Annotated in this window: 18 protein-coding genes; 6 read left to right on the top strand and 12 right to left on the bottom strand. The window is 55.7% G+C overall.

What is annotated here, in order from left to right; translation table 11 throughout:
- Positions 1–17: 17 nt before the first annotated feature.
- Both mfd and ACOTXL_RS17400 read right to left on the bottom strand, forming a co-directional pair.
- Entirely contained in the window at positions 18–3,464 is a 3,447-nt protein-coding gene (gene mfd / locus ACOTXL_RS17405) for a transcription-repair coupling factor (RefSeq protein WP_045350100.1), read from the bottom strand.
- A 567-nt stretch (positions 3,465–4,031) separates the two neighbouring features.
- Complete coding sequence (locus tag ACOTXL_RS17400) at positions 4,032–5,105, bottom strand: acyltransferase family protein (protein WP_045350098.1); 1,074 nt, start codon at positions 5,103–5,105, stop codon at positions 4,032–4,034.
- Between the two features lie 256 nt (positions 5,106–5,361).
- On the opposite strand from ACOTXL_RS17400, the gene lolC reads away from it, so the two are divergent.
- The 5 genes from lolC to cobB are packed head-to-tail and all read left to right on the top strand — an operon-like array spanning position 5,362 to position 10,301.
- Positions 5,362–6,561 (top strand): lipoprotein-releasing ABC transporter permease subunit LolC, encoded by a 1,200-nt coding sequence (gene lolC / locus ACOTXL_RS17395; RefSeq protein ID WP_017384712.1) that lies wholly within the window; start codon positions 5,362–5,364, stop codon positions 6,559–6,561.
- Positions 6,554–7,255, top strand: coding sequence for a lipoprotein-releasing ABC transporter ATP-binding protein LolD (gene lolD, locus ACOTXL_RS17390; RefSeq protein WP_045350096.1), 702 nt, complete (start codon positions 6,554–6,556; stop codon positions 7,253–7,255). The genes lolC and lolD overlap by 8 nt, the downstream gene beginning before the upstream one ends.
- Positions 7,255–8,499, top strand: coding sequence for a lipoprotein-releasing ABC transporter permease subunit LolE (gene lolE, locus ACOTXL_RS17385; RefSeq protein WP_003857918.1), 1,245 nt, complete (start codon positions 7,255–7,257; stop codon positions 8,497–8,499). Before lolD ends, lolE begins: the two co-directional genes overlap by 1 nt.
- A gap of 54 nt (positions 8,500–8,553) precedes the next feature.
- On the top strand, positions 8,554–9,465 hold the full coding sequence (gene nagK, locus ACOTXL_RS17380) for an N-acetylglucosamine kinase (protein WP_045350094.1): 912 nt from the start codon (positions 8,554–8,556) through the stop codon (positions 9,463–9,465).
- 14 nt (positions 9,466–9,479) lie between these two features.
- On the top strand, positions 9,480–10,301 hold the full coding sequence (gene cobB, locus ACOTXL_RS17375) for a Sir2 family NAD+-dependent deacetylase (protein WP_022647760.1): 822 nt from the start codon (positions 9,480–9,482) through the stop codon (positions 10,299–10,301).
- A gap of 34 nt (positions 10,302–10,335) precedes the next feature.
- Here the strand turns inward: cobB and potD are convergent, their stop codons facing one another.
- From potD to potA, 4 genes are read right to left on the bottom strand one after another with little or no spacing between them, the layout of a single operon-like run.
- Positions 10,336–11,370: a spermidine/putrescine ABC transporter substrate-binding protein PotD gene (gene potD / locus ACOTXL_RS17370; protein ID WP_022650796.1), complete on the bottom strand. Its 1,035-nt coding sequence runs from the start codon at positions 11,368–11,370 to the stop codon at positions 10,336–10,338.
- A complete protein-coding gene (gene potC, locus ACOTXL_RS17365) occupies positions 11,367–12,158 on the bottom strand; it encodes a spermidine/putrescine ABC transporter permease PotC (RefSeq protein ID WP_015570805.1) in 792 nt (263 codons plus the stop codon). Before potC ends, potD begins: the two co-directional genes overlap by 4 nt.
- The gene (gene potB / locus ACOTXL_RS17360; RefSeq protein ID WP_017693625.1) at positions 12,155–13,012 is read right to left on the bottom strand and encodes a spermidine/putrescine ABC transporter permease PotB; all 858 of its coding nucleotides are present in this window, start codon (positions 13,010–13,012) and stop codon (positions 12,155–12,157) included. The genes potC and potB overlap by 4 nt, the downstream gene beginning before the upstream one ends.
- Positions 12,996–14,144: a spermidine/putrescine ABC transporter ATP-binding protein PotA gene (potA, locus tag ACOTXL_RS17355; protein ID WP_176687082.1), complete on the bottom strand. Its 1,149-nt coding sequence runs from the start codon at positions 14,142–14,144 to the stop codon at positions 12,996–12,998. The genes potB and potA overlap by 17 nt, the downstream gene beginning before the upstream one ends.
- A 237-nt stretch (positions 14,145–14,381) precedes the next feature.
- Here potA and pepT point away from each other — a divergent pair, with 237 nt between their 5' ends.
- Positions 14,382–15,605 (top strand): peptidase T, encoded by a 1,224-nt coding sequence (pepT, locus tag ACOTXL_RS17350; protein ID WP_023315823.1) that lies wholly within the window; start codon positions 14,382–14,384, stop codon positions 15,603–15,605.
- A gap of 92 nt (positions 15,606–15,697) precedes the next feature.
- Here pepT and ACOTXL_RS17345 read toward each other — a convergent pair whose 3' ends face one another.
- The 6 genes from ACOTXL_RS17345 to mnmA form a co-directional block, all read right to left on the bottom strand.
- Positions 15,698–16,819 (bottom strand): cupin domain-containing protein, encoded by a 1,122-nt coding sequence (locus ACOTXL_RS17345; protein ID WP_023315824.1) that lies wholly within the window; start codon positions 16,817–16,819, stop codon positions 15,698–15,700.
- 91 nt (positions 16,820–16,910) lie between these two features.
- Complete coding sequence (gene phoQ / locus ACOTXL_RS17340) at positions 16,911–18,374, bottom strand: two-component system sensor histidine kinase PhoQ (RefSeq protein WP_015570801.1); 1,464 nt, start codon at positions 18,372–18,374, stop codon at positions 16,911–16,913.
- Positions 18,375–19,046, bottom strand: a complete 672-nt coding sequence (gene phoP, locus ACOTXL_RS17335; protein ID WP_026094318.1) for a two-component system response regulator PhoP — start codon at positions 19,044–19,046, stop codon at positions 18,375–18,377.
- Between the two features lie 859 nt (positions 19,047–19,905).
- A complete protein-coding gene (purB, locus tag ACOTXL_RS17330; protein WP_022650802.1) occupies positions 19,906–21,276 on the bottom strand; it encodes an adenylosuccinate lyase in 1,371 nt (456 codons plus the stop codon).
- A gap of 19 nt (positions 21,277–21,295) precedes the next feature.
- Positions 21,296–21,925, bottom strand: coding sequence for a high frequency lysogenization protein HflD (gene hflD, locus ACOTXL_RS17325; RefSeq protein WP_003857903.1), 630 nt, complete (start codon positions 21,923–21,925; stop codon positions 21,296–21,298).
- Between the two features lie 27 nt (positions 21,926–21,952).
- Positions 21,953–23,065: a tRNA 2-thiouridine(34) synthase MnmA gene (mnmA, locus tag ACOTXL_RS17320; RefSeq protein WP_032103856.1), complete on the bottom strand. Its 1,113-nt coding sequence runs from the start codon at positions 23,063–23,065 to the stop codon at positions 21,953–21,955.
- Between the last annotated feature and the right edge of the window lie 31 nt (positions 23,066–23,096).

Genomic DNA, 23,096 nt, shown 5'->3' with positions numbered 1-23,096 from the left:
GCTGGCGGGGGAAACCGTTATGCGATGGCGTTCTCTTCCAACTGACGCATAAAGTTACGCACCCAGTCCATGCGGGTTTTACGTTCCGTCAGATCCTGAGTAAATTTCAGACGCGTAGGGCCATCAAGACGGAAATGCTGCGGCTGTTTTTGCAGGAGGCCAATCAGCCACATCGGATCGACGTGGTTCTTTTCGGCAAACTCAATTACGCCGCCTTTCTCATTGCCTTCAAGTTTGCGAATGCCCAGCTTCTGCGCCTGCTGACGCAGGCGGGCAATATCCAGCAGGTTGCGCGCCGCATCGGGCAATATCCCAAAACGGTCAATCAGTTCGACTTTGATCTCTTCCAGCTCGCCTTCGCTTTTCGCGCTGGCAATGCGTTTGTAGAACGACAGACGGGTATTCACGTCAGGAATAAAATCATCCGGCAGCAGGGAAGGCATGCGCAGTTCCACTTCGGTCTGCTGGCTGGTGAGATCTTCCAGAGACGGTTCACGTCCGGCTTTAAGCGCGTCGACGGCATTTTCCAGCAGCTCCATATACAGCGAGAAACCGATGGTTTCCATGGAGCCGCTCTGGTCTTCACCCAGCAGCTCACCGGCGCCGCGGATCTCCAGGTCGTGGGTCGCCAGCGCAAAGCCAGCGCCCAGATCTTCCAGCGAGGCGATCGCTTCCAGACGCTTTTGCGCGTCGGTGGTCATTGCCTTCGGATGCGGCGTCAGCAGCCAGGCGTAGGCCTGATGGTGCGAACGCCCGACCCGCCCGCGCAGCTGGTGCAGCTGAGCCAGGCCGAAGTGATCCGCCCGTTCGATGATGATGGTGTTCGCCGTCGGAATGTCGATTCCGGTCTCAATGATGGTGGTACACACCAGCACGTTAAAGCGCTGGTGGTGGAAATCGTTCATTACCCGCTCCAGCTCGCGCTCGCGCATCTGGCCGTGACCAATGGCGATGCGCGCTTCCGGCACCAGCTCTGCCAGCCTGTCGGCGGCTTTCTGAATATTTTCAACGTCGTTGTACAGGTAATAGACCTGGCCACCGCGCAGCACTTCACGCAGGATCGCCTCGCGCACCACCAGATTGTCGTACTCGCGAACAAAGGTTTTCACCGCCAGACGGCGCGCCGGTGGGGTAGCGATTATCGACAGATCGCGCATGCCGCTCATCGCCATGTTCAGGGTGCGCGGGATCGGCGTTGCGGTCAGGGTCAGAATGTCGACGTTGGCGCGCATCGCTTTGATGCGCTCTTTGTGGCGCACCCCGAAGCGGTGCTCTTCGTCAACGATCAGCAACCCCAGATCTTTCCACTTCACGTCACTTTGCAGCAGCTTGTGAGTGCCGATCAGAATATCAATTTTGCCTTCACTTGCCTGTTCCAGGATCTGCGTCTGCTCTTTGGCACTGCGGAAGCGGGACAACATTTCGATACGTACCGGCCAGTTGGCGAAGCGGTCGCGGAAGTTGTCGAAGTGCTGCTGGGCAAGAAGGGTGGTCGGCACCAGCACCGCCACCTGCTTGTTGTTCTCAACCGCCAGGAAAGCGGCGCGCATCGCCACCTCGGTTTTACCGAAGCCCACGTCGCCGCAGACTAAGCGATCCATCGCCAGCGGCTGGCACATGTCGCTCAGCACGGCGTTGATGGCCTGGGCCTGATCCGGCGTAGTTTCAAACGGGAAGCTGTCGCAGAACAGCTGGTACTGCTCTTTATCATGCTTAAACGCATACCCCTCTTTGGCCGCACGCTGAGCGTAAATATCCAGCAGCTCGGCGGCCACGTCGCGCACTTTTTCCGCCGCTTTCTGGCGTGCACGCGCCCAGGCATCGCCGCCCAGCTTGTGCAGCGGCGCATTCTCTTCCGCGCCCCCGGCGTAGCGGCTGATCAGATGCAGGGACGACACCGGAACATACAGCTTGGCGTCGTTAGCGTAGGTCAGCATCAGGTATTCACCTTTGATGCCACCTGCTTCGAGGGTAGTCATCCCCTGATAGCGACCCACACCGTGTTCCAGGTGAACAATCGGCTGACCGGGGTGCAGTTCGGCCAGGTTGCGGATCAGGGTGTCCGGGTTGATGGTGCGACGGCTGTCCTGACGACGGCGCGCGACGCGCTCGCCCAGCAGGTCGCTTTCACATATCAACGCCAGGTTATTGAGCGTATCAATGAATCCGTGCTCGGCGGCGCCGATCATCAGGTAACGGCCATTTCCGGTCGCTTCGCTCAGGCGAAGAATACGCTTTGGCGCGACTTTGATCCTTCCCAGCAGTTCGCCCAGCGCTTCACGGCGACCTTCACTTTCAACGGAGAAGACCACCGGCCCGGTGAAGGACTCAAGAAACTTGCGCAGATTATCGAGCGGGGATTTCTGCTGCGCCTGAACGGCCAGGTCAGGCAGCATCCGGAAGGCGAGGTTAGTGTTGGCGGCCTTATCGGCAAGCGAATCGGTTTTGAGCTGCATACGCGGCCAGCGTTTCAGCTCGGCGTTGAGCTCGTCGGTACGCAGCCACAGCATTTCCGGCGGCAGCAGCGGACGCATCGGGTCAACGCCCCGGTTTTCAAAGCGGGCACGCGTTTCGCTTTCAAAGCGGCTGGCGCTGGCGTCGATATCCCCGGTGTTAACAATCAGCGTATTTGCCGGGAAGTAGCTGAACAGCGCCGGCAGCGGTTCGTTAAAGAACAGGGGCTGCCAGTACTCGATCCCGGCCGGAAGGGTGCCTTTGCTGACCTGCTGGTAGATATGTTCGGCATCACGCTTCACGTCGAACCTGTCGCGCCACTGGCTGCGGAACAGTTCGATGGCGGTTTTATCCGTCGGGAACTCATGGGCGGGCAGCAGATTAATAGAGTCCACTTCCTCCAGCGTGCGCTGGGTGTCGGCGTCGAACACGCGCAGGCTGTCGATCTCATCATCGAAGAAATCCAGACGGTACGGCCGATCGCTGCCCATCGGATAGAGATCAAGCAGCGCACCGCGCGTCGCGTATTCGCCGTGCTCCATCACCTGATCGACATGTCGATAGCCGGCTCCATCCAGCTGCACGCGCAGGGCATCGCGCGACAGGCGCTGGCCTTTTTTCATCACCAGCGCATGGCCGTGCAAATAGCTGTGCGGGCAGACGCGCTGCATCAGGGTATTCACCGGCACAATCAGCACGCCGCGCTGCATGGTGGGGAGCTGATACAGCGTCGACAGGCGCGAGGAGATGATCTCCTGGTGCGGAGAGAAACTGTCGTAGGGAAGCGTTTCCCAGTCGGCCAGGCTGAATACCAGACTGTCGGTGAACTGACGAATTTCGTCGTGCAGGCGCAGGGCGTTTTGCATGTCCGGGGCAACCAGCACCACCGGCCCTGGATGCCGCTCGGCAATTTCCGCCACCAGCGTGGCGCAGGCCGCGCCTGTCAGTTCGCCCAGCTGGCGTTGGTCACCTGCTTTTACAGGCAAGGAAAAACGATAGTGTTCAGGCATGGCTATGTCAGAGTCTCTTGGGGATATACCAACAGTATTGGGGCATATCACTGATACGCAATGTCTTTATTATCCTCGATCGTTTTACATAAGCAAATCGTAACCGCACAAGAGGGAAAGTGCCCCCGGATGGGTAGAGGGTTCCTCAGTAATTTGAAAGCAGAAGCAATAACGTTGTCTTCAGACTAACTGAGGGCTTTCAGCGATGCCCTGGTCCGGCTGTAAATCGCTGAGGCGTTTCCTGAAGGCCGGGGCGAGGCGCAGGGATGCGCCGAGAGGGCGTGGCCTGCATGGATGCAGGCTCATGCCCGACCCGATAGCCGGAAGGAATAAGCCGAGGGTATCGCGAAGCGACGATTTACCGCCGGGAGCCCGGGTTGCCAGGGTGGTGGCGACTGAGCCACCCTGGCACGTTCACCGCTCGTGCGGTTATAGAATAGCAAGGAATATAAGGTGAACGGAACGAGCACCACAGCTGTATGTTCACCCTCACCCCAGCCCTCTCCCATAGGGAGAGGGAGCCGTCTGTGCAGGCCTTATTTTGTAGTCCGCATGGGACAGGGTTAGTTAGCGGGTCGTGGGCACGGGCGAAAGCCGCGCGGGAGGGGAGAAGAAAAGGTCGCCAAAGAGGGCGGTTGAGAGCTTACGTGCCCCCAGCCCAACCAGCGTGCAGACGAGCAGGCTGATAAACGGATAGACCAGAATCAGCGTTAACTCCGCCCAGATCGGCCAGTACGCCGCATTCATTTCGCGAATCAGGAGCAGGCTAAACGCCTCAATTAAAATGCGGTGGGTGGTATAAATCGCGATGGTGTTTGAACCGATGACGTTCAGCAGATTATTGGGATGAACGGCATAACGCTGCTCGAAGCTGTAAAAGAGCTTCATGATGACTACGATCGACAGCAGTGAGAGCGGCAGAGGAACATTAGCGAACCACAGCACTACCGACACCGCGCCAGAGGCGATAAGTACCAGCCAGCTGCGGCGCAAATTCATCCCTTTCATCCACGCCATCAACTGCGCGCCGTACCATGCGCCGAGGCTGTAGTAGATCATGTTGCGCACCACGCTGTTCATTCCCCACCACGGTAACGGCAGGAAGTTGATGGCGATGCTTGCCAGCGCCAGAATCCCCAGCATCGGCAGTTTCCAGCGGCTCAGCAGCTTACAGAGCGTAAAGTAGACCACTAACGCGTACAAATACCACAGGCTGGTGCTGGCCGTGAGCATTCCCAGTACAAACCCTGAAACGGAATCGGCGTAGGCCGCATTGGATGCTGTCGCCAGTTCTCGCTCGGGGGCGAGCCAGGCATTCAGATGGGTCAGCGCCTGCCATTGCAGGACGCCCCACAGGGCCAAAACCCAGACGATGCTCCAGATCCGCTTGTCGAGACTGGTGCGCCAGTTCACCTCGTCGATATAACGACGGATCAAATAGCCGGAGATAAAGAAAAACACCGGCATACGGAACGGGGCAAGGTAAAGATTAAAGTAGACCCAGCATTTGGCGAGCAGGCCCGATAACGGATGCTGTAGCCCGTCAAGGTGAGGATAAAAGGTGATCACCGAGTGGTAAATTACCACCAGGTAGATGCACAGGCCTTTTATCTGGTTAATCCATAATGCTTTTTGTTTCATGGTGCGTGACGACCTTGTTGCCATAAACGAAACGCCGATTGTTGTAAAATGAAGCCCTGATGTAATGGGTAACAGTCTGTATCAGGACGATTTTCGGAAAAGGTGGAGACTGTCTGGCGGAAGTTCAGTCAGTAGCATGATGATTTATCTGAATTTTTCGGAAAAATGATTACCGAATCTTACGGTTTCAGTCATTTACGCTTAACGGATTCGCTTATATACTCGTGGGTCTGCTATCAGCAAACAGACGGATTTCATGTATCAACCTGTCGCACTCTTTATAGGCTTACGTTACATGCGTGGGCGCGCCGCGGACCGCTTCGGTCGCTTTGTCTCCTGGCTTTCGACTATTGGCATTACGCTTGGCGTGATGGCACTGGTGACGGTGCTTTCCGTCATGAACGGCTTCGAGCGCGAGCTGCAAAACAATATCCTGGGGCTGATGCCGCAGGCCGTTCTCTCTTCCACTCAGGGTTCCGTTAATCCGCAACAGCTGCCGGAAAGCGCGGTGAAGTTACAGGGTGTCACGCGCGTTGCGCCGCTCACGACGGGCGATGTGGTGCTGCAAAGCGCCCGTAGCGTGGCGGTCGGGGTGATGCTGGGTATCGATCCCGCGCAAAAAGATCCGCTGACGCCGTTCCTGGTCAATGTGAAACAAACCGACCTGGAAGCGGGTAAATACAACGTCATCCTCGGCGAGCAGCTTGCCGGGCAGCTCGGGGTCAACCGTGGCGATCAGCTGCGCGTGATGGTGCCGTCAGCCAGTCAGTTTACGCCGATGGGGCGTCTGCCAAGCCAGCGCCTGTTCAACGTGATTGGCACGTTTGCGGCGAACAGCGAAGTTGATGGTTACCAGATGTTGGTGAACATTCAGGACGCCTCGCGTCTGATGCGCTACCCCGCGGGAAATATTACCGGCTGGCGTCTGTGGCTTGATGCGCCGCTGAAGGTGGATACCCTCAGCCAGCAGACGCTACCGGAAGGGACGAAATGGCAGGACTGGCGCGACCGGAAAGGCGAACTGTTCCAGGCCGTGCGCATGGAGAAAAACATGATGGGGCTGCTGCTGAGCCTGATCGTGGCCGTTGCCGCGTTTAATATCATCACCTCGCTCGGGCTGATGGTGATGGAGAAGCAAGGCGAAGTCGCCATTCTGCAAACCCAGGGGCTGACTCCGCGCCAGATCATGGCGGTATTTATGGTCCAGGGCGCCAGCGCCGGCATCATCGGCGCGCTGCTCGGCGCGGCGCTGGGGGCGCTGCTCGCCAGCCAGCTCAACAATCTCATGCCGATTATCGGCGCGCTGCTTGATGGCGCGGCGCTGCCGGTGGCTATCGAGCCGCTCCAGGTGGTCGGTATTGCGCTGGCCGCGATGGCCATTGCGCTGCTTTCTACGCTTTATCCTTCCTGGCGGGCTGCCGCCACTCAACCCGCTGAGGCTTTACGTTATGAATAAGATCCTGTTGCAGTGCGACAACCTGTCCAAACGCTATCAGGAAGGCACTGTGCAGACCGACGTGTTGCACAATGTGAGTTTTAGCGTGGGCGAAGGCGAGATGATGGCGATTGTCGGCAGCTCTGGCTCCGGTAAAAGTACGTTGCTGCACCTGCTTGGCGGGCTGGACACGCCAACCGAAGGCGATGTGATCTTCTCCGGGCAGCCGCTGAGTAAAATGTCGTCTACGGCGAAAGCCGAGCTGCGTAACCGCGAGCTGGGCTTTATCTATCAGTTCCACCATCTGCTGCCGGACTTTACGGCGCTGGAAAACGTCGCAATGCCGCTGCTGATTGGTAAAAAGAAACCCGCGGAAATTAATGCCCGCGCCAGCGACATGCTAAAAGCGGTAGGGCTGGGTCATCGCGGGAATCACCGTCCGTCTGAGCTTTCCGGCGGTGAGCGTCAGCGTGTGGCCATCGCCCGTGCGCTGGTCAACAACCCGCGCCTGGTGCTGGCGGATGAACCGACAGGTAACCTCGATGCGCGTAACGCAGACAGCATTTTCCAGCTTCTCGGCGAACTGAACGCCGCACAGGGAACCGCGTTTCTGGTGGTCACCCACGATTTACAACTGGCTATGCGGATGGGGCGTCAGCTGGAAATGCGCGACGGTCGTCTGAATGCTGAACTGACGCTGATGGGAGCGGAGTAATGGCTTCACCGTTATCGTTACTCATCGGGTTACGCTTTAGCCGCGGTCGTCGCCGGAGCGGGATGGTTTCCCTTATCTCCGTGATCTCCACCATCGGTATCGCCCTGGGCGTGGCGGTGTTGATTGTGGGCTTAAGCGCCATGAACGGCTTTGAGCGTGAACTGAATAACCGCATTCTGGCCGTTGTCCCTCACGGTGAAATCGAGCCGGTTAACCAGCCGTGGTCCAACTGGCAGGATGCCCTGAACAAAGTGGAAAAGGTGCCCGGTATTGCGGCGGCTGCACCTTACATTAACTTTACCGGGCTGGTAGAGAGCGGGGTAAACCTGCGCGCCATTCAGGTGAAAGGGGTAAATCCTCGTCAGGAAGAGCGTCTGAGCGCGCTGCCGCGCTATGTGCAAAATGGCGCATGGGCAAACTTTAAGGCCGGCGAGCAGCAGATTATCATGGGCAAAGGCGTTGCCGATGCGCTGAAGGTGAAGCAGGGCGACTGGGTCTCGATCATGATCCCGAACGCCAGCGCTGATCACAAATTGCAGCAGCCTAAGCGCGTACGTCTGCACGTCACCGGTATTTTGCAGCTGAGCGGCCAGCTCGATCACAGCTTCGCGATGGTGCCGCTGGAAGATGCACGCCAGTATCTGGATATGAGCGACAGCGTGACGGGCATTGCCATTAAGGTTAACGACGTCTTCAACGCCAATAAACTGGTGCGTGACGCTGGCAGCGTGACCAATAACTATGTCTACATCAAAAGCTGGATCGGCACTTACGGGTATATGTACCGTGATATCCAGATGATCCGCGCGATTATGTATCTGGCGATGGTGCTGGTGATTGGGGTGGCGTGTTTTAATATCGTCTCGACGCTGGTGATGGCCGTTAAGGATAAGAGCGGCGACATCGCCGTGCTGCGTACCTTAGGGGCGAAAGACGGTCTTATTCGCGCCATCTTCGTCTGGTACGGTTTACTGGCGGGGCTGTTTGGCAGCCTCTGCGGTGTGGCGATCGGCGTGGTGGTTTCCCTTCAGCTGACGCCGATTATCAACGGGATTGAAGCGCTTATTGGCCATCAGTTCCTGTCAGGCGATATCTATTTTATTGACTTCCTGCCGTCTGAACTGCACTGGCTGGACGTTATTTATGTGCTGGTTACAGCACTTTTACTGAGTCTGCTGGCAAGCTGGTATCCGGCGCGTCGCGCTAGCCGAATTGATCCGGCGAGGGTATTAAGTGGCCAGTAATTTCGTCATGGTTTAGCGGTCTTTTGGCCGCTGAATCAAACAGAGGAATGCATCATGTATTACGGATTTGATATTGGCGGCACCAAGATTGCGCTCGGCGTGTTCGATAAAGATCTTAAGCTACAATGGGAAACCCGCGTCCCCACGCCGCGCGAAAGCTACGATGAATTTTTAACCGCCATTGCCGCACTGGTGGCGCAAGCGGATGAACGCTTTGGCGTCAAAGGCAGCGTTGGCATTGGTATTCCGGGTATGCCCGAAACCGACGATAACACGCTGTACGCGGCCAACGTGCCTGCCGCCAGCGGCAAACCGCTGCGGGCCGATCTCTCCGCGCTCCTTGAACGCGATGTGCGTTTAGATAACGATGCCAACTGCTTCGCGCTCTCTGAAGCCTGGGATGATGAATTCCGTCGCTTCCCGCTGGTGATGGGGCTGATCCTCGGAACGGGCGTCGGTGGCGGGATTGTCATTAACGGTAAGCCCATTACCGGGCGCAGCTATATTACCGGCGAATTTGGCCATATCCGCCTGCCGGTGGATGCTCTGGAGGTCGTCGGACGTGATTTCCCGCTGACCCGCTGCGGCTGTGGGCAGCACGGCTGTATTGAGAACTACCTATCAGGCCGCGGGTTTGCATGGCTTTACGAACACTTCTATCATCAGAAACTTGAGGCCCCTCAAATCATTACCCTGTGGGAGCAGGGGGATGCGCAGGCGCGTGAGCACGTCGAGCGCTATCTGGATCTGCTGGCGGTGTGTCTGGGGAATATCCTGACTATCGTCGATCCGGATCTGCTGGTGATCGGGGGAGGGCTGTCAAATTTCACTGCGATTACGGAACAGTTGTCCGGGCGTCTGACCCGACATTTATTGCCGGTCGCCCGCGTGCCGCGCATTGAGCGTGCGCGACACGGGGACGCAGGAGGCATGCGCGGAGCCGCATTCCTTCATCTCACCGATTAGTTTACGAGGTTATTATGCTGTCGCGTCGCCAGGGTCGACTCAGCCGTTTTCGCAAAAATAAACGCCGCTTACGTGAACGCCTGCGTCAGCGGATCTTTTTCAGAGACAGGATGATGCCAGAAGCGATGGATAAACCCAGAGTGGTGGTGTTGACCGGGGCGGGGATCTCCGCCGAATCCGGTATTCAGACTTTCCGCGCAGCGGATGGACTGTGGGAAGAACACCGAGTTGAAGATGTGGCGACGCCGGAAGGTTTCGCCCGCGACCCGGCGCTGGTGCAGGCGTTCTACAATGCCCGCCGTCGCCAGCTTCAGCAGCCGGAGATTGCGCCGAATGCGGCGCACCTGGCGCTGGCAAAGCTGGAGGAGGCGCTGGGGGATCGTTTTCTGCTGGTCACGCAGAACATCGACAATCTTCACGAAAGGGCCGGAAACCACAACATCATTCACATGCACGGCGAACTGCTCAAGGTGCGGTGCGCATGGAGTGGTCAGGTGCTGGAGTGGAAAGAGGACGTGCTGGACGAAGACCGCTGCCACTGCTGTCAGTTCCCTTCGCGTCTGCGTCCGCATGTGGTCTGGTTTGGCGAAATGCCGCTGGGAATGGATGAGATCTACAGCGCCCTGGCCATGGCGGACGTCTTTATCGCCATTGGTACTTCGGGACATGTCTATCCGGCGGCGGGATTTGTTCACGAAGCGCGACTTCAAGGCGCCCATACGGTGGAGCTTAATCTGGAGCCAAGCCAGGTCGGGAGTGAGTTTGAAGAGAAACATTACGGTCTGGCGAGCGAGGTGGTGCCAGCCTTTGTGGATAAACTCCTGAAGGGGCTATAAGAGTAACGGGCGACATTGCGTCGCCCGTTATGCATTAACGGCCTGCTTTTAGCTTCTGATAATATTCTTCATACAGGCGGCTCGCGTCACCGACGTCGTTCTGCCATTCCCCTTTGCTGATGGTTTCAGCGTCCGGATAAAGCGATTTATCATTTGCCACTTCAGGGCTTAAAAGCTTCCGCGCGGCCAGGTTTGGCGTCGGGTAGCCGATAGTTTCCGCCACCTCTTTTGCCACATCCGGGCGCAGCAGGAAGTTGATCAGCTTCAGGGCACCCTCGACGTTTTTCGCATTCGCCGGGATCGCGAGGCTGTCCATCCAGAAGATGCCGCCCTCTTTCGGCCAGACCACCTCAAGCGGCGTCCCGGCCTGACGCGCCACAAACGCAGAGCCGTTCCAGACCATCCCCAGATTCACTTCACCTTCCATATACGGGTTAGCCGGGTTATCCGAGTTGAACGCCGCCACGTTTGGCATCAGCTTTTTCAGTTCGTTATACGCTGCTTCGATCTCTTTCGGATCGGTGGTGTTGCCGGAATAGCCGAGTTTACGCAGCGCCACCTGGAACACTTCGCGCGCATCGTCGGTTAACAGCAGGCTGCTTTTGTATTCCGGCTTCCACAGGTCAGCCCAGGATGAAACCGTTTTGGGATCAATGGCATCGCTGTTGATGCCAATTGCCGTCGCGCCCCAGATGTACGGAATGGAGTAGTCGTTGTTCGGGTCGAACGGCTTGTTTAGCATCTCAGGATCGAGGTTAGAAAAATTGGTTAGCTTCGTTTTGTCGATCTTCTGGATCATGCCTTCTTTGCGCATCTTGTCGACGAAATAGGTCGACGGCACCACCAGGTCATACGCGCCATCTTTATAGGTTTTAAGCTTGGCGTACATGGTTTCATTCGACTCGTAGGTCGAATAGATCACCTTGATGCCTGTCTCTTTGGTGAACTGCTCCAGCAGGCCCGGCGGCACATACTCGGTCCAGTTGTAGAAATAGAGCGTTTTGCTGTCATCAGCATGCGCAGCGCCCATTCCGAGCACCAGTGCCGCAGCGGCAAGCATTTTTTTCATTTCTGTGTCCCCTGAGATTTTGTTTTATCACGAGCAATAACCTGGCTGGCAATCACCAGAACCAGCGATAACACCAACAGAATAGTCGCCAGCGCGTTCACTTCGGGTGAAACACCGACTTTAACCATTGAGTAGATCTTCAACGGCAGAATTTCATAGCTCGGCCCGGTGACGAAGGAGGACACGACCACGTCGTCCATCGACAGGGTAAAGCTGAGCAGCCATCCTGCTGCCACGGCGGGCATCGCCAGCGGCAGAATGATTTTGCGCAGAATGGTCATCTCGCTGGCACCCAGATCTTTCGCCGCTTCCAGCATGCGAACGTCGAACCCTTTCAGACGCGCGTAGACGGTTACCACCACAAACGGCAGACAGAAGGTGATATGCGAGAACAGCAGCGACCAGAAACCGAGCTGGACGCCCAGCAGCATAAACAGCACCAGCAGTGAAATGGCCATCACGATATCCGGGGACATCATCACCACAAACAGCATACCGCTGACGAACGGCTTACCGCGAAAACGGTAGCGGTACAGCGCCACGGCGGTCAACGAGCCAATCAGCGTCGCGAAGGTGGCAGAGAATACCGCCATCGTCAGCGAGTGCTGAGCGGCCTGTAGCAGGCTGTCATTGTTCATCAGCAGGCCATACCATTTGGTGGTAAACCCTTGCCAGTTGATCCCGAAGCGCGAGCTGTTAAAGGAGTTCACGATCAAAATGATTATCGGAATATAAAGATACGCATAAATGGCGGTCATAAAACCACCGCGAAGCAGTCGACCGATCATTCCAGCTCCACCTTCTTATTCAGCAGGCGTGAGGCACGCCAGTAAACCAGCAGCATCAGCCCCATCACCACCGTCAGCGTTATGCTGGTGGCCGAGCCGAACGGCCAGTCGCGAATGTTAAGGAACTGGCTCTTAATCACGTTACCGATCAGCAGGTTTTTCGCCCCGCCCATCAGGTCCGAGACGTAGAACAGCCCCATCGCAGGCAGCATGACCAGCAGACAGCCGGCGATAATACCCGGCATGGTCAGCGGAATAATGATGCGGACAAAGGTTTGTAACTTACTGGCGCCCAGGTCTTTCGCTGCTTCCAGCAGCGGTTTATCGAGCTTTTCAATGCTGGAGTAGAGCGGCATCACCATAAACGGCAGCAGGATATAGACCAGGCCGACAATCACCGCGCCCGGGGTGAACATGATGCGGATCGGCGTCTCGATCACCCCCAGCCACAGCAGAAACTCGTTCAGATAACCTTTGGTGCTGAGGAAGATTTTCAGCCCGTAGATGCGGATTAACGAGTTGGTCCAGAACGGCACAATCAGTAAAAACAGCAGCAGCGGCCGCACTTTTTGCGGCAGGCGGGCCAGGAACCAGGCGAACGGATACCCCAGTACCAGGCAGGCGAGGGTGGCAATCAGCGCCATATTGAGCGAGTGCAGCAGCACGTCAAAATAGAGCGGATCGAGCAGGCGCGCGTAGTTGTCCAGCGTAAAGACCATCGCCACGAAGTTCGCATCGTCGCGGGTCAGGAAGCTGGTCACGATGATCATCAGGTTGGGAAGAAAGACAAACAACACAAGCCAACCGACGATCGTGGCAATCACCACATTCTGGAACTTACTTGTGTTCTTCATCAGCCAGTACAACCTCCCAGCTTTCTACCCAGTTGATGACCATTTTCTGATCCAGCGAGTGGTCGAAGTCCGGATCGTCCTCGTTAAAGAATTCGCTGACCATCACCATTTTGCCGTTTTCCAGTTCGACCACGGATTCGAGGGTCATCCCTTTGTAGTTACGTTCGCGAACGTAACCGATCAGACCTTCGACGTCAGCCGTGTCGTGGATTTCATCAACGCGGAGATCTTCCGGGCGCAGCAGGACGTTGAGCCTTTGCCTCTTTTCCACGGCAAAGTTCACCGTGATGTTGCATTCGCGGCCTTCCACGTTCGCGCGCACGCGCTGCTCGTCCAGACGCTCAATCACCGTGGCGTTGAAAATATTGATTTCACCAATGAAGCTGGCGACGAACAGGTTTTTCGGCTCTTCATAAATTTCACGCGGGGTGCCATCCTGCTCAATCTTGCCGTCGCGCATCACCACGATACGGTCTGACATGGTCAGGGCTTCTTCCTGATCGTGCGTGACAAACACGAACGTAATCCCGAGCTTACGCTGAAGTGCTTTCAGCTCGTTCTGCATCTGCTTGCGCAGCTTGTAGTCCAGCGCGGAAAGGGATTCATCCAGCAGGAGCAGGCGAGGTTTGTTGACCACGGCGCGGGCAATGGCCACACGCTGCTGCTGACCACCGGAAAGTTGATGAGGCTTGCGCTGGGCGAATGCCTCCAGCTGCACCATGCGCAGGGCTTCGGTAACCCGAGGCGGGATCTCGCTGGCCGGTGTTTTTTGCATCCGCAGGCCAAACGCCACGTTCTCAAACACGGTCATGTGCGGGAACAGGGCATAGCTCTGAAAGACGGTATTGACGTGGCGATCTTCGGCAGGAACCTGGGTAATGTCCTGGTTCTCAAGATGGATATGGCCGTTATCGACGCTTTCCAGCCCGGCGATAAGGCGCAGGACGGTGGTTTTGCCGCAGCCGGAGGGGCCGAGCAGCGTGAGAAACTCACCGTCATTGATGGTCAGATTAAGGTCGGAAATGACATCTTTGCCATCGAAACTTTTACGAATTCGTTCCAGTTGCACCAGCGGTGAAAGGGAACGGTGTTGTGTATTCAATTTTCGCGCTGTCCCATATAGACGCCTCAGGCAGCAGACTGAAGCGGGGTTTGTGTGTAACCACCTTGGTGACTCGTAATGAGGGCGGACATTCTACGGCAAACCCATTGAATCGCCAATCCTTCTCACTTATTCATAAGCTACATTTATTAACGCAGAACGATATAAACGTAAAAAGTTCTCGTTTGCGGGATAAAAGTGACCTGACGCAATATTTGCGTTTTGCTGCTTAATGATAATGTTGTCACAAAAAGTGAGGGTGACTGCATGGATAAACTACTTGAGCGTTTCTTACATTACGTTTCGCTGGATACCCAATCTAAGCCGGGGGTCCGACAGGTGCCAAGCACCGAAGGCCAGTGGAAGCTGCTAAATCTGCTGAAAGAGCAGATGGAGGCTATGGGGTTGGTTGACGTCACGCTCAGCGAAAAAGGGACCGTGATGGGAACGCTGCCGGCGAATATTGACGGCGATATCCCGGCAATTGGCTTTATTTCTCATGTCGATACCTCACCTGATTTTAGCGGTAAACACGTTAATCCGCAGATTGTTGAAAACTACCGCGGCGGTGATATAGCACTGGGCATTGGCGACGAAGTGCTGTCGCCAGTGATGTTCCCGGTACTGCATCAGCTGCTGGGGCAGACGTTAATCACCACCGACGGCAAAACCTTGCTGGGGGCCGATGACAAAGCGGGCATCGCCGAGATCATGACGGCGCTGGCGGTGCTGAAGGGCAAAAATATCCCGCATGGCGATATCCGCGTGGCCTTCACGCCGGATGAAGAGGTTGGAAAAGGCGCGAAACACTTTGACGTTGAGGCGTTTAACGCGCAATGGGCCTACACCGTTGACGGTGGCGGCGTGGGTGAACTTGAGTATGAAAACTTCAACGCGGCATCGGTAACGATCAAAATCGTCGGGAATAACGTGCACCCGGGCTCTGCGAAAGGAGTGATGGTGAATGCACTGTCGCTGGCTGCGCGTATTCATGCGGAAGTGCCCGCCGAAGAAAGCCCGGAGATGACGGAAGGGTATGAGGGTTTTTATCATCTGACCAGCATCAAGGGGACCGTGGACAGCGCGCAGATGCACTATATTGTCCGCGATTTCGACCGCAAAGCCTTTGAAGCGCGCAAGCGTAAGATGATGGAGATCGCGAAAAAAGTCGGCAAGGGGCTACATCCGGATTGCTATATTGAGCTCATCATCGAAGACAGCTATTACAATATGCGCGAGAAGGTGATGGAACATCCGCACATTCTTGATATCGCCCAGCAGGCGATGCGCGATTGTGACATCGAGCCGGTGATGAAACCGATCCGTGGTGGAACCGATGGTTCACAGCTGTCGTTTATGGGCCTGCCGTGCCCGAACCTGTTTACCGGTGGATATAACTACCACGGCAAGCATGAGTTCGTGACGCTGGAAGGGATGGAGAAAGCGGTGCAGGTGATTGTGCGGATAGCGGAGTTAACCGCGAAGCGGTAAAAAAAGCCCGGTGGCGCTTCGCTTACCGGGCCTACAGGAACGGCTTTTGTAGGCCGGGTAAGGCGTAGCTGCCACCCGGCAAACATCATGGTTCAGTCCTCAAAAAACCAGTACCCGCTGTTAACCAGCGCGGCCAGCATGGCGAGGAAGGAGGGATCGTCCAGCGCGTCGCCAAAGGTATCCGCAGTCAGCACCATATGGCTGGCAATTGCTTCCAGCGCCGGGCGATGCGGAGAGTCCAGGCGCTCGCCGTTGACGAATACCTCTTCGCCAATGCGCAGTACACGTAATCCGCCCAGACGAACCAGCTTATCGCCCTGCTGGAGCGCATCATAAATTTCATCTGCCTGATAAGGCGGCTCTGGCGGTGCGACGTCCAGTTCGTGACGCGACTGGCTGATAAACTCGCCAAACCACTGTCTGAAGTGCTCCGGTTCGTTGATCAGATCCAGCATCATCCCGCGCAGCTTATCCAGCTCCTCTGGCAGAATATCCGCCGGATGCTCACGCGCCGGAACGTTCGGATCGCTGTAACGGTAACTGCCCAGCTCACGCTGTAAAACATAGTCAGCAAATCCGCTGATCATCTCGCGCCCGCTTGGCGCGCGGAAACCAACCGAATAGTTCAGCGAGTTTTCCAGGGAATAACCTTCATGCGGGAAGCCCGGTGGGATATAAAGAATGTCACCTGGCTCCAGCTCTTCATCAATGATCCCTTCAAACGGATCAACCTGGAGCAGATCCGGGTGCGGGCAGTGCTGTTTCATTGGCACTTTTTCGCCCACGCGCCAGCGACGGCGACCGGTACCCTGAATGATAAACACGTCGTACTGATCCAGATGCGGACCCACGCCGCCACCGGGAACGGAGAAGGAGATCATCAGATCGTCCATTCGCCAGTCTGGCAGGGCGCGGAAGGGACGCATTAAGGCTGCGGTAGGTTCGTGCCAGTTGTTGACCGCCTGCACCAGTAAAGACCAGTTGTTTTCGCCCAGGTGATCGTAGCTTTCAAAGGGACCGTGGCTGACCTGCCATTTCCCGTCCTGGTGGCTTACCAGACGGCTGTCTACCTCGTTTTCCATCGCCAGACCAGCGAGTTCGTCAGGAGAAATAGGGTCGATAAAATTGCTGATCCCGCGTTTAAGAACGACCGGGCGTTTTTGCCAGTAACGTTCAATAAAGTCGGGCCAGTTAAGCGTTAATTGATAATCCATATTTATGTATTCCGCAGGCTCTTACTGAGTCGGATTATAACGGAAGCCCCGCTCCCTGGCTGCGAGATCCGCGTATTTTTCACATTCCGGGTCAACTATCGTTCGATACGGGATGCTGGCGGCCAAAAATGACTTCCATCCGGGCTCCGCCCAGCAAACTTTCACCGGTTTCAATCTTGCCCTCGTACTGATCGACAATTTCCCTGGCGACGGATAATCCGACGCCCTGGCCTGGCCGCAGCGTATCGGCGCGCTGGCCGCGATCGAACACCACTTCGCGTTTATTACGGGGAATGCCAGGACCATCATCCTCAACGATAATATGCAGTTCGTTATCCGTTACCCGCGCGGAGACCTCGACAAACTCCAGACAATATTTGCAGGCGTTATCGAGCAGGTTTCCCATCACTTCCATAAAGTCATTCTTCTCGCCAACAAAGCTAATTTCCGGTGAGATATCCAGACTGATGTTGACCCCTTTACGCTGGTACACCTTGTTCAGCGCCGAGGTGAGGTTATCCAGCAGCGGGGCTACCGGGTGCAGTTCACGGCTCAACAGAGCGCTTCCGGAGCGCATGCTCGCGCGGTGCAGGTAATAGCCGATCTGCTGTGAAATACGGCTGATTTGTTCCAGCATCACCGGCTCTGCATCATCCACGCTCATTTTCGAACTGCGCATGGAACGCAGGGTACTCTGCATCACCGCCAGCGGGGTTTTCAGGCTGTGCGTAAGGTCGGTGAGCGTCGTGCGATACTTGTCGTAGCGTTCACGTTCGCTTTTCAGCAGGCGGTTGAGGTTGCGCACCAGGCTGGTCAGTTCGCGCGTAGTTTCCGGGTTCAGCTTCTCGCGGTGATGTTCTTCCAGCTCGCGCACCTCTTTGGCAAGGGATTCAATCGGGCGGAGGCTCCACCATGCAGCAACCCACAGGAGAGGGATCACCAGCAGCAGGTTGGCAGCCAGAACATACACAAACCAGTTCCATACCATATATGAGCGTTTCAGCTCAACCGGGATGGTATCGATCACCACAATGGTTAACTGCGGCATGTTCAGGGTGGCGGGATAAAGGTTGATGGCCACAGAGTGGGTCATCTCCGTGTCGTCATCTTCGGCACGGATCTCATTAAGCTTGATCTGTAAGGCGCGATCGTCACGCAGCAGGCTGCTGGTGGAGTTGAGATCGGCTTCTATTTCATGAAAACCGTTGGTTTTCAGCCATTCCGGACGGATGCGCTTTTTCAGCCACGGGACATCGCGCTGGGCCCACAGCAATTTCCCTTTTTCATCGTAGATCAGCGCCAGCGTCGGGCTCTGCTGATTCAGGTTTTCCGGCATCTCGACGGTGATTCGGTTGTTCTCCCACTTCGCCAGGGTATAAAACAGGTTACTTTCGCCGCGAAGCAGGCGGAAGGTGGTTTTATCGAAGCTCACGCTATACCCGACCAGCGCCACCATCCCGTAAGAGAGCGACAGCACCAGCACGACGGCGGCGGTTGCCAGCAAAAAGCGAACCCGCAGCGAAAGGGGTAAAATGTGACGCAAAATCCCTTTCATTTAGCGTAATTCAAACAGGTAGCCCTGACCACGCACGGTGGTGATCACGTCATGCGGGTACTGCGCCTGAATTTTTTTACGCAGGCGGCCCATCAGCACGTCAATGGTGTGGCTTTCGCGCAGTTCGGCATCCGGATAGAGCTGAAGCATCAGGGAATCTTTGCTCACCACTTTACCGTTGTTACGGATCAGCGTTTCCATGATGGTGTATTCGAATGCGGTCAGCTTGATCACTTCATCATTAATAGAAAATTCGCGGCGGGAGAGATCCACCTGGAATGGCGGCAGAGAGATCACCTGCGACGCCAGCCCGCTGTTGCGGCGCAGAAGCGCCTGCATACGCGCGGCGACTTCTTCAATATGGAAGGGTTTAGTCACGTAGTCATCCGCGCCAGCGCTCAGGACTTCAACCTTGTCCTGCCAGCCTTCACGGGCAGTTAGCACCAGCACCGGCAGGGAAACGTCATGGCTACGCCAGCGGCGGATAAGGGACAATCCGTCTTCATCCGGTAGCCCTAAATCGACAATGGCGATGTCCGGCAGGTGTTCATTGAGATAATAATCGGCCTCTTTTGCGTCTTCAGCATCGTCCACCTGATGACCCATCTCCTGAAGTTGAACTTTCAGGTGATGACGTAGCAATGCGTTATCCTCAACAACCAGTACGCGCATCATCACTTCTCCCTTTATAAATGGTATGAATAGTTTAACGCTGATTATTCAGGTTGACACCAGCGCGATGAAATTAAATGATTTTTTTGCATGCTCCAGAACACAGGGGGCATGACGCCAGGCGCGGGTAATATAAACGGACTTGTTTTCGCAAGCTTCTGCAATCCGGATAAAACAGCCATCCGTTTATGAAATGTTGAAGGCGAGTCGCTTTTTTGACAGAAGGGTCACGCCAGTTTTGTAAAGATTGCCCTTTTTTTTTGTAAGGATGTTCTCACTATGTCTGCCTTTGTCTACGCTTATTTTATGGTGCGAAATTAGATTTGCATAAGATGTGCCAGAAAAGCAGCATTTTTACACGACAAAACAGCAATATAGCGAGTAAAGAGGGTTTTATGGAATGGAAGGTTGTTGAGACTATTGCGAGCCCGGAAAGCGGAACTATCTTTTGCAAAGTTGAAACACAGTATGGCCTGAATTATATCCTGTGGTTAAAGGGAGATTAATACGTCGTACAGGTGAAATCATCACCACCTCAAACCAGGGGATCCTGATTAACGATCGACGCCGTAGAGTATGGATAGCGCAGGCAATGCCCTTTACATCCATAGGCTGGATGGGGTTCAAACAGAAAAACGCGTGTCCAGGCAACCGGCAAGAGATGGATCGTCCGTGCACGGCTGAAACCCCGTGCCAGTTCGGCTTAAAACGATATATTCCGGAAAGTTATTCCACGACGAAAATTAACAACCATCCTGACGGCAGGCTTTAATCCCGGCAAAACAGGTAATGTGACGTGAAAACATCAACTCGATGATGAAAAACAGCCCCCTTTCCGGATGGAAAGGGGGAAGGGCGATTACTTCAGCTCGTCAACCATAGTGATGGCACGGCCAATATAGTTTGCCGGGGTCATCTCTTTCAGGCGCGCTTTTTCTTCTTCTGGCAGCGCCAGACCGTCGATAAACTGTTTCATACCTTCAGCATCAACGCGTTTACCGCGGGTCAGCTCTTTGAGTTTCTCGTACGGTTTTTCGATGCCGTAACGACGCATCACGGTCTGAATCGGCTCCGCCAGCACTTCCCAGTTGTGATCCAGCTCGTCCAGCAGACGGTCGCGGTTAACTTCCAGTTTGCTCACACCTTTCAGGGTGGACTGGTAGGCGATCAGCGCGTAGCCAATACCTACGCCCAGGTTACGCAGCACCGTGGAGTCAGTCAGGTCGCGCTGCCAGCGGGATACCGGCAGCTTGCTCGCCATATGCTGCAACACGGCATTCGCCAGACCCAGGTTACCTTCGGAGTTTTCGAAGTCGATTGGGTTCACTTTGTGCGGCATGGTGGACGAACCGATTTCCCCGGCGATGGTTTTCTGCTTGAAGTGGTTCAGGGCGATGTAACCCCATACGTCACGATCGAAGTCGATCAGGATGGTGTTGAAGCGCGCAATGCAGTCAAACAGCTCGGCGATGTAGTCGTGCGGCTCAATCTGGGTGGTGTACGGGTTCCACTGGATCCCCAGAGAGGTCACAAACTCTTCGCTGAACTGGTGCCAGTCCACTTCCGGGTACGCGGCGATGTGGGCGTTGTAGTTACCCACAGCGCCGTTGATTTTGCCGAGGATCTCAACCTGCTCCAGCTGACGATACTGGCGTTCCATGCGGTACGCCACGTTCGCCATCTCTTTACCCATGGTGGATGGGGTTGCTGGCTGGCCGTGAGTACGGGACAGCAGCGGAATGTCGCGGTATTCCACGGACAGCGCTTTCACCGCATCAATGATTTTACGCCAGTAAGGGAGTACCACCTCTTTCCGCGCGGTAGAGAGCATCAGCGCGTGAGACAGGTTGTTAATATCCTCAGACGTACAGGCGAAGTGAATAAATTCAGATACCGCGTGCAGGGCAGGGACGCATGCCACTTTCTCTTTCAGGAAGTATTCAACTGCTTTCACGTCGTGGTTGGTGGTGCGTTCGATGGTTTTAATGCGCGCGGCATCTTCTTCGCTGAACTCAGCAACGATTTTATCAAGGTAATCGTTTGCCTTTGCGTCAAAAGCAGGAACTTCCTTGATTGCTGTCTGGGCGGCCAGCTTTTGCAGCCAGCGTACTTCAACCTGAACACGGAACTTCAGCAGGCCATATTCGCTGAAGATCCCGCGCAGCGCGCTGACTTTATCGCCGTAGCGTCCATCGACAGGGGATACGGCGGTCAGTGAGGATAATTCCATAATTCGCAACTCCGGGAGGTTAACAATGAGCAAGAATTTGTTTTGCCTGAGTCGTCAGGCGATGACGAGAAAACATTAACTGTAGGCGGCCACCGCCGACCTGTTGCCACAGCACGGCGGCACGGATGCCTGCCAGCAGCGAAGCGCGTACCTTCGCCTGTACCTGTGGGCTTTGCAATACGGCAGGCGAACCGGTGACCTGAATACGCGGGCCGAGCGGGCTAATCACGTCAACATAAATACCGGCCATCGCGCTCAGCAGGGTCTCAGACTGGAGGTCAAAGTGGTCGAGCTGGCGCTGTAGCCCGGCGATGCGATCGCCCAGGGTATTCATTGCGCCTTTTGCCGTGTTCAGCTTACGTTCCAGCACCATCAGGCTTAAGGTGTAGCGGGTCAGTTCCGCATTCAACCCCTGACGGTTGCTGGCGTTGAGCACGCCGAGCAGAGTTTCAAGACCGAGACGAAGATTGGTTTCACTGCCGCCAAAGACGCCCAGCGTGGAGCCTGGGTTGAGGTCGATAACGCTGTTAAGTGAAACGTGCAGGGCGTCAGCGTCGCAATGACCCTGATGCGCCAGCTGTTGCACCAGACGGGCTGACTGGCAAATTCCCGCCAGCGCCAGGGTGATGTCGTAATAGTTCTTCGCCACACGGTCTCCTTTATGTGTGCAAACGGTTTAAACAGCAGGCAGCGGCAGGCGCTGTTCAATGATCCCACCGCCGAGGCAAATTTCGCCGCTGTAGAAAACAGCAGACTGGCCAGGGGTAACGGCGGAAACCGGCTCGTCGAAACGCACGTCAATGCGATCGTCATCCAGTGCGGTTACGGTGCAAGGGATGTCCGTCTGGCGGTAGCGCGTTTTCACTGTGCAGCGCAGCGTGCCTTTCAGCGGCTCGCGATCGACCCAGTGCAGCTGTTGCGCGATCAGTCCAACGGACATCAGGCGCGGGTGGTCGTGACCCTGAGCCACAACCAGAATATTGTTTTCGACGTCTTTGTCGACCACGTACCACGGATCTTCGCTGCCCTCTTTGGTGCCGCCGATACCCAGACCTTTACGCTGGCCGAGAGTGTGGTACATCAGTCCCTGGTGCTGACCAATCTCATCACCGTCAACGGTGACGATTTTGCCCGGCTGTGCAGGCAGGTAGCGCCCCAGGAACTCGCGGAATTTACGCTCGCCGATAAAACAAATACCGGTGGAGTCTTTTTTCTTCGCGGTGATCAGATCCAGATCTTCAGCAATCTTACGCACTTCCGGCTTTTCCAGCTCGCCGACCGGGAACAGACTTTGGGCAATCTGTTCGTGGCTCAGCGTATAGAGGAAGTAGCTCTGATCTTTATTGCCGTCCAGGCCGCGCAGCAGCTGGCTTTTGCCATTCACATCCGCGCGACGCACGTAGTGGCCAGTCGCAATGTAGTCTGCGCCCAGGTCTTCCGCAGCGAATTCCAGGAAGGCTTTGAATTTGATCTCTTTGTTGCACAGGATATCCGGGTTTGGCGTGCGGCCCGCTTTGTACTCTTCGAGGAAGAGTTCAAAAACGTTGTCCCAGTATTCTGCGGCAAAGTTAACGGTGTGCAGTTCGATGCCGAGCTTATCGCACACGGCCTGCGCATCGGCGAGATCCGCAGCGGCAGTGCAGTATTCCTCGCCATCGTCTTCCTCCCAGTTCTTCATGAACAGGCCCTCCACCTTATAGCCCTGTTGCTGCAACAGGTAGGCGGAAACGGAGGAATCGACACCGCCGGACATGCCGACGATTACTTTTTTCTGGCTGTTATCTGACATGGAATACTCACGACATTGAACTTCAAGGCGG

This window comes from Enterobacter cloacae complex sp. IR5402 (assembly GCF_049238125.1).
GTDB lineage: Bacteria > Pseudomonadota > Gammaproteobacteria > Enterobacterales > Enterobacteriaceae > Enterobacter > Enterobacter hormaechei_C.
Note: the sequence above shows the minus strand (reverse complement) of the source record. Positions and strands in the feature narration are given on the sequence as shown.

Bases quoted from the DNA above. Each gene is read 5' to 3' on its own strand.
- pepT (WP_023315823.1), top strand. From the start codon at position 14,382: ATGGATAAACTACTTGAGCGTTTCTTACATTACGTTTCGCTGGATACC.
- ACOTXL_RS17400 (WP_045350098.1), bottom strand. From the start codon at position 5,105: ATGAAACAAAAAGCATTATGGATTAACCAGATAAAAGGCCTGTGCATC.
- cobB (WP_022647760.1), top strand. From the start codon at position 9,480: ATGCTGTCGCGTCGCCAGGGTCGACTCAGCCGTTTTCGCAAAAATAAA.
- mnmA (WP_032103856.1), bottom strand. From the start codon at position 23,065: ATGTCAGATAACAGCCAGAAAAAAGTAATCGTCGGCATGTCCGGCGGT.
- mfd (WP_045350100.1), bottom strand. From the start codon at position 3,464: ATGCCTGAACACTATCGTTTTTCCTTGCCTGTAAAAGCAGGTGACCAA.
- lolE (WP_003857918.1), top strand. From the start codon at position 7,255: ATGGCTTCACCGTTATCGTTACTCATCGGGTTACGCTTTAGCCGCGGT.
- potC (WP_015570805.1), bottom strand. From the start codon at position 12,158: ATGATCGGTCGACTGCTTCGCGGTGGTTTTATGACCGCCATTTATGCG.
- phoQ (WP_015570801.1), bottom strand. From the start codon at position 18,374: ATGAAAGGGATTTTGCGTCACATTTTACCCCTTTCGCTGCGGGTTCGC.
- lolC (WP_017384712.1), top strand. From the start codon at position 5,362: ATGTATCAACCTGTCGCACTCTTTATAGGCTTACGTTACATGCGTGGG.
- lolD (WP_045350096.1), top strand. From the start codon at position 6,554: ATGAATAAGATCCTGTTGCAGTGCGACAACCTGTCCAAACGCTATCAG.
- purB (WP_022650802.1), bottom strand. From the start codon at position 21,276: ATGGAATTATCCTCACTGACCGCCGTATCCCCTGTCGATGGACGCTAC.
- potD (WP_022650796.1), bottom strand. From the start codon at position 11,370: ATGAAAAAAATGCTTGCCGCTGCGGCACTGGTGCTCGGAATGGGCGCT.
- ACOTXL_RS17345 (WP_023315824.1), bottom strand. From the start codon at position 16,819: ATGGATTATCAATTAACGCTTAACTGGCCCGACTTTATTGAACGTTAC.
- potB (WP_017693625.1), bottom strand. From the start codon at position 13,012: ATGAAGAACACAAGTAAGTTCCAGAATGTGGTGATTGCCACGATCGTC.
- nagK (WP_045350094.1), top strand. From the start codon at position 8,554: ATGTATTACGGATTTGATATTGGCGGCACCAAGATTGCGCTCGGCGTG.
- phoP (WP_026094318.1), bottom strand. From the start codon at position 19,046: ATGCGCGTACTGGTTGTTGAGGATAACGCATTGCTACGTCATCACCTG.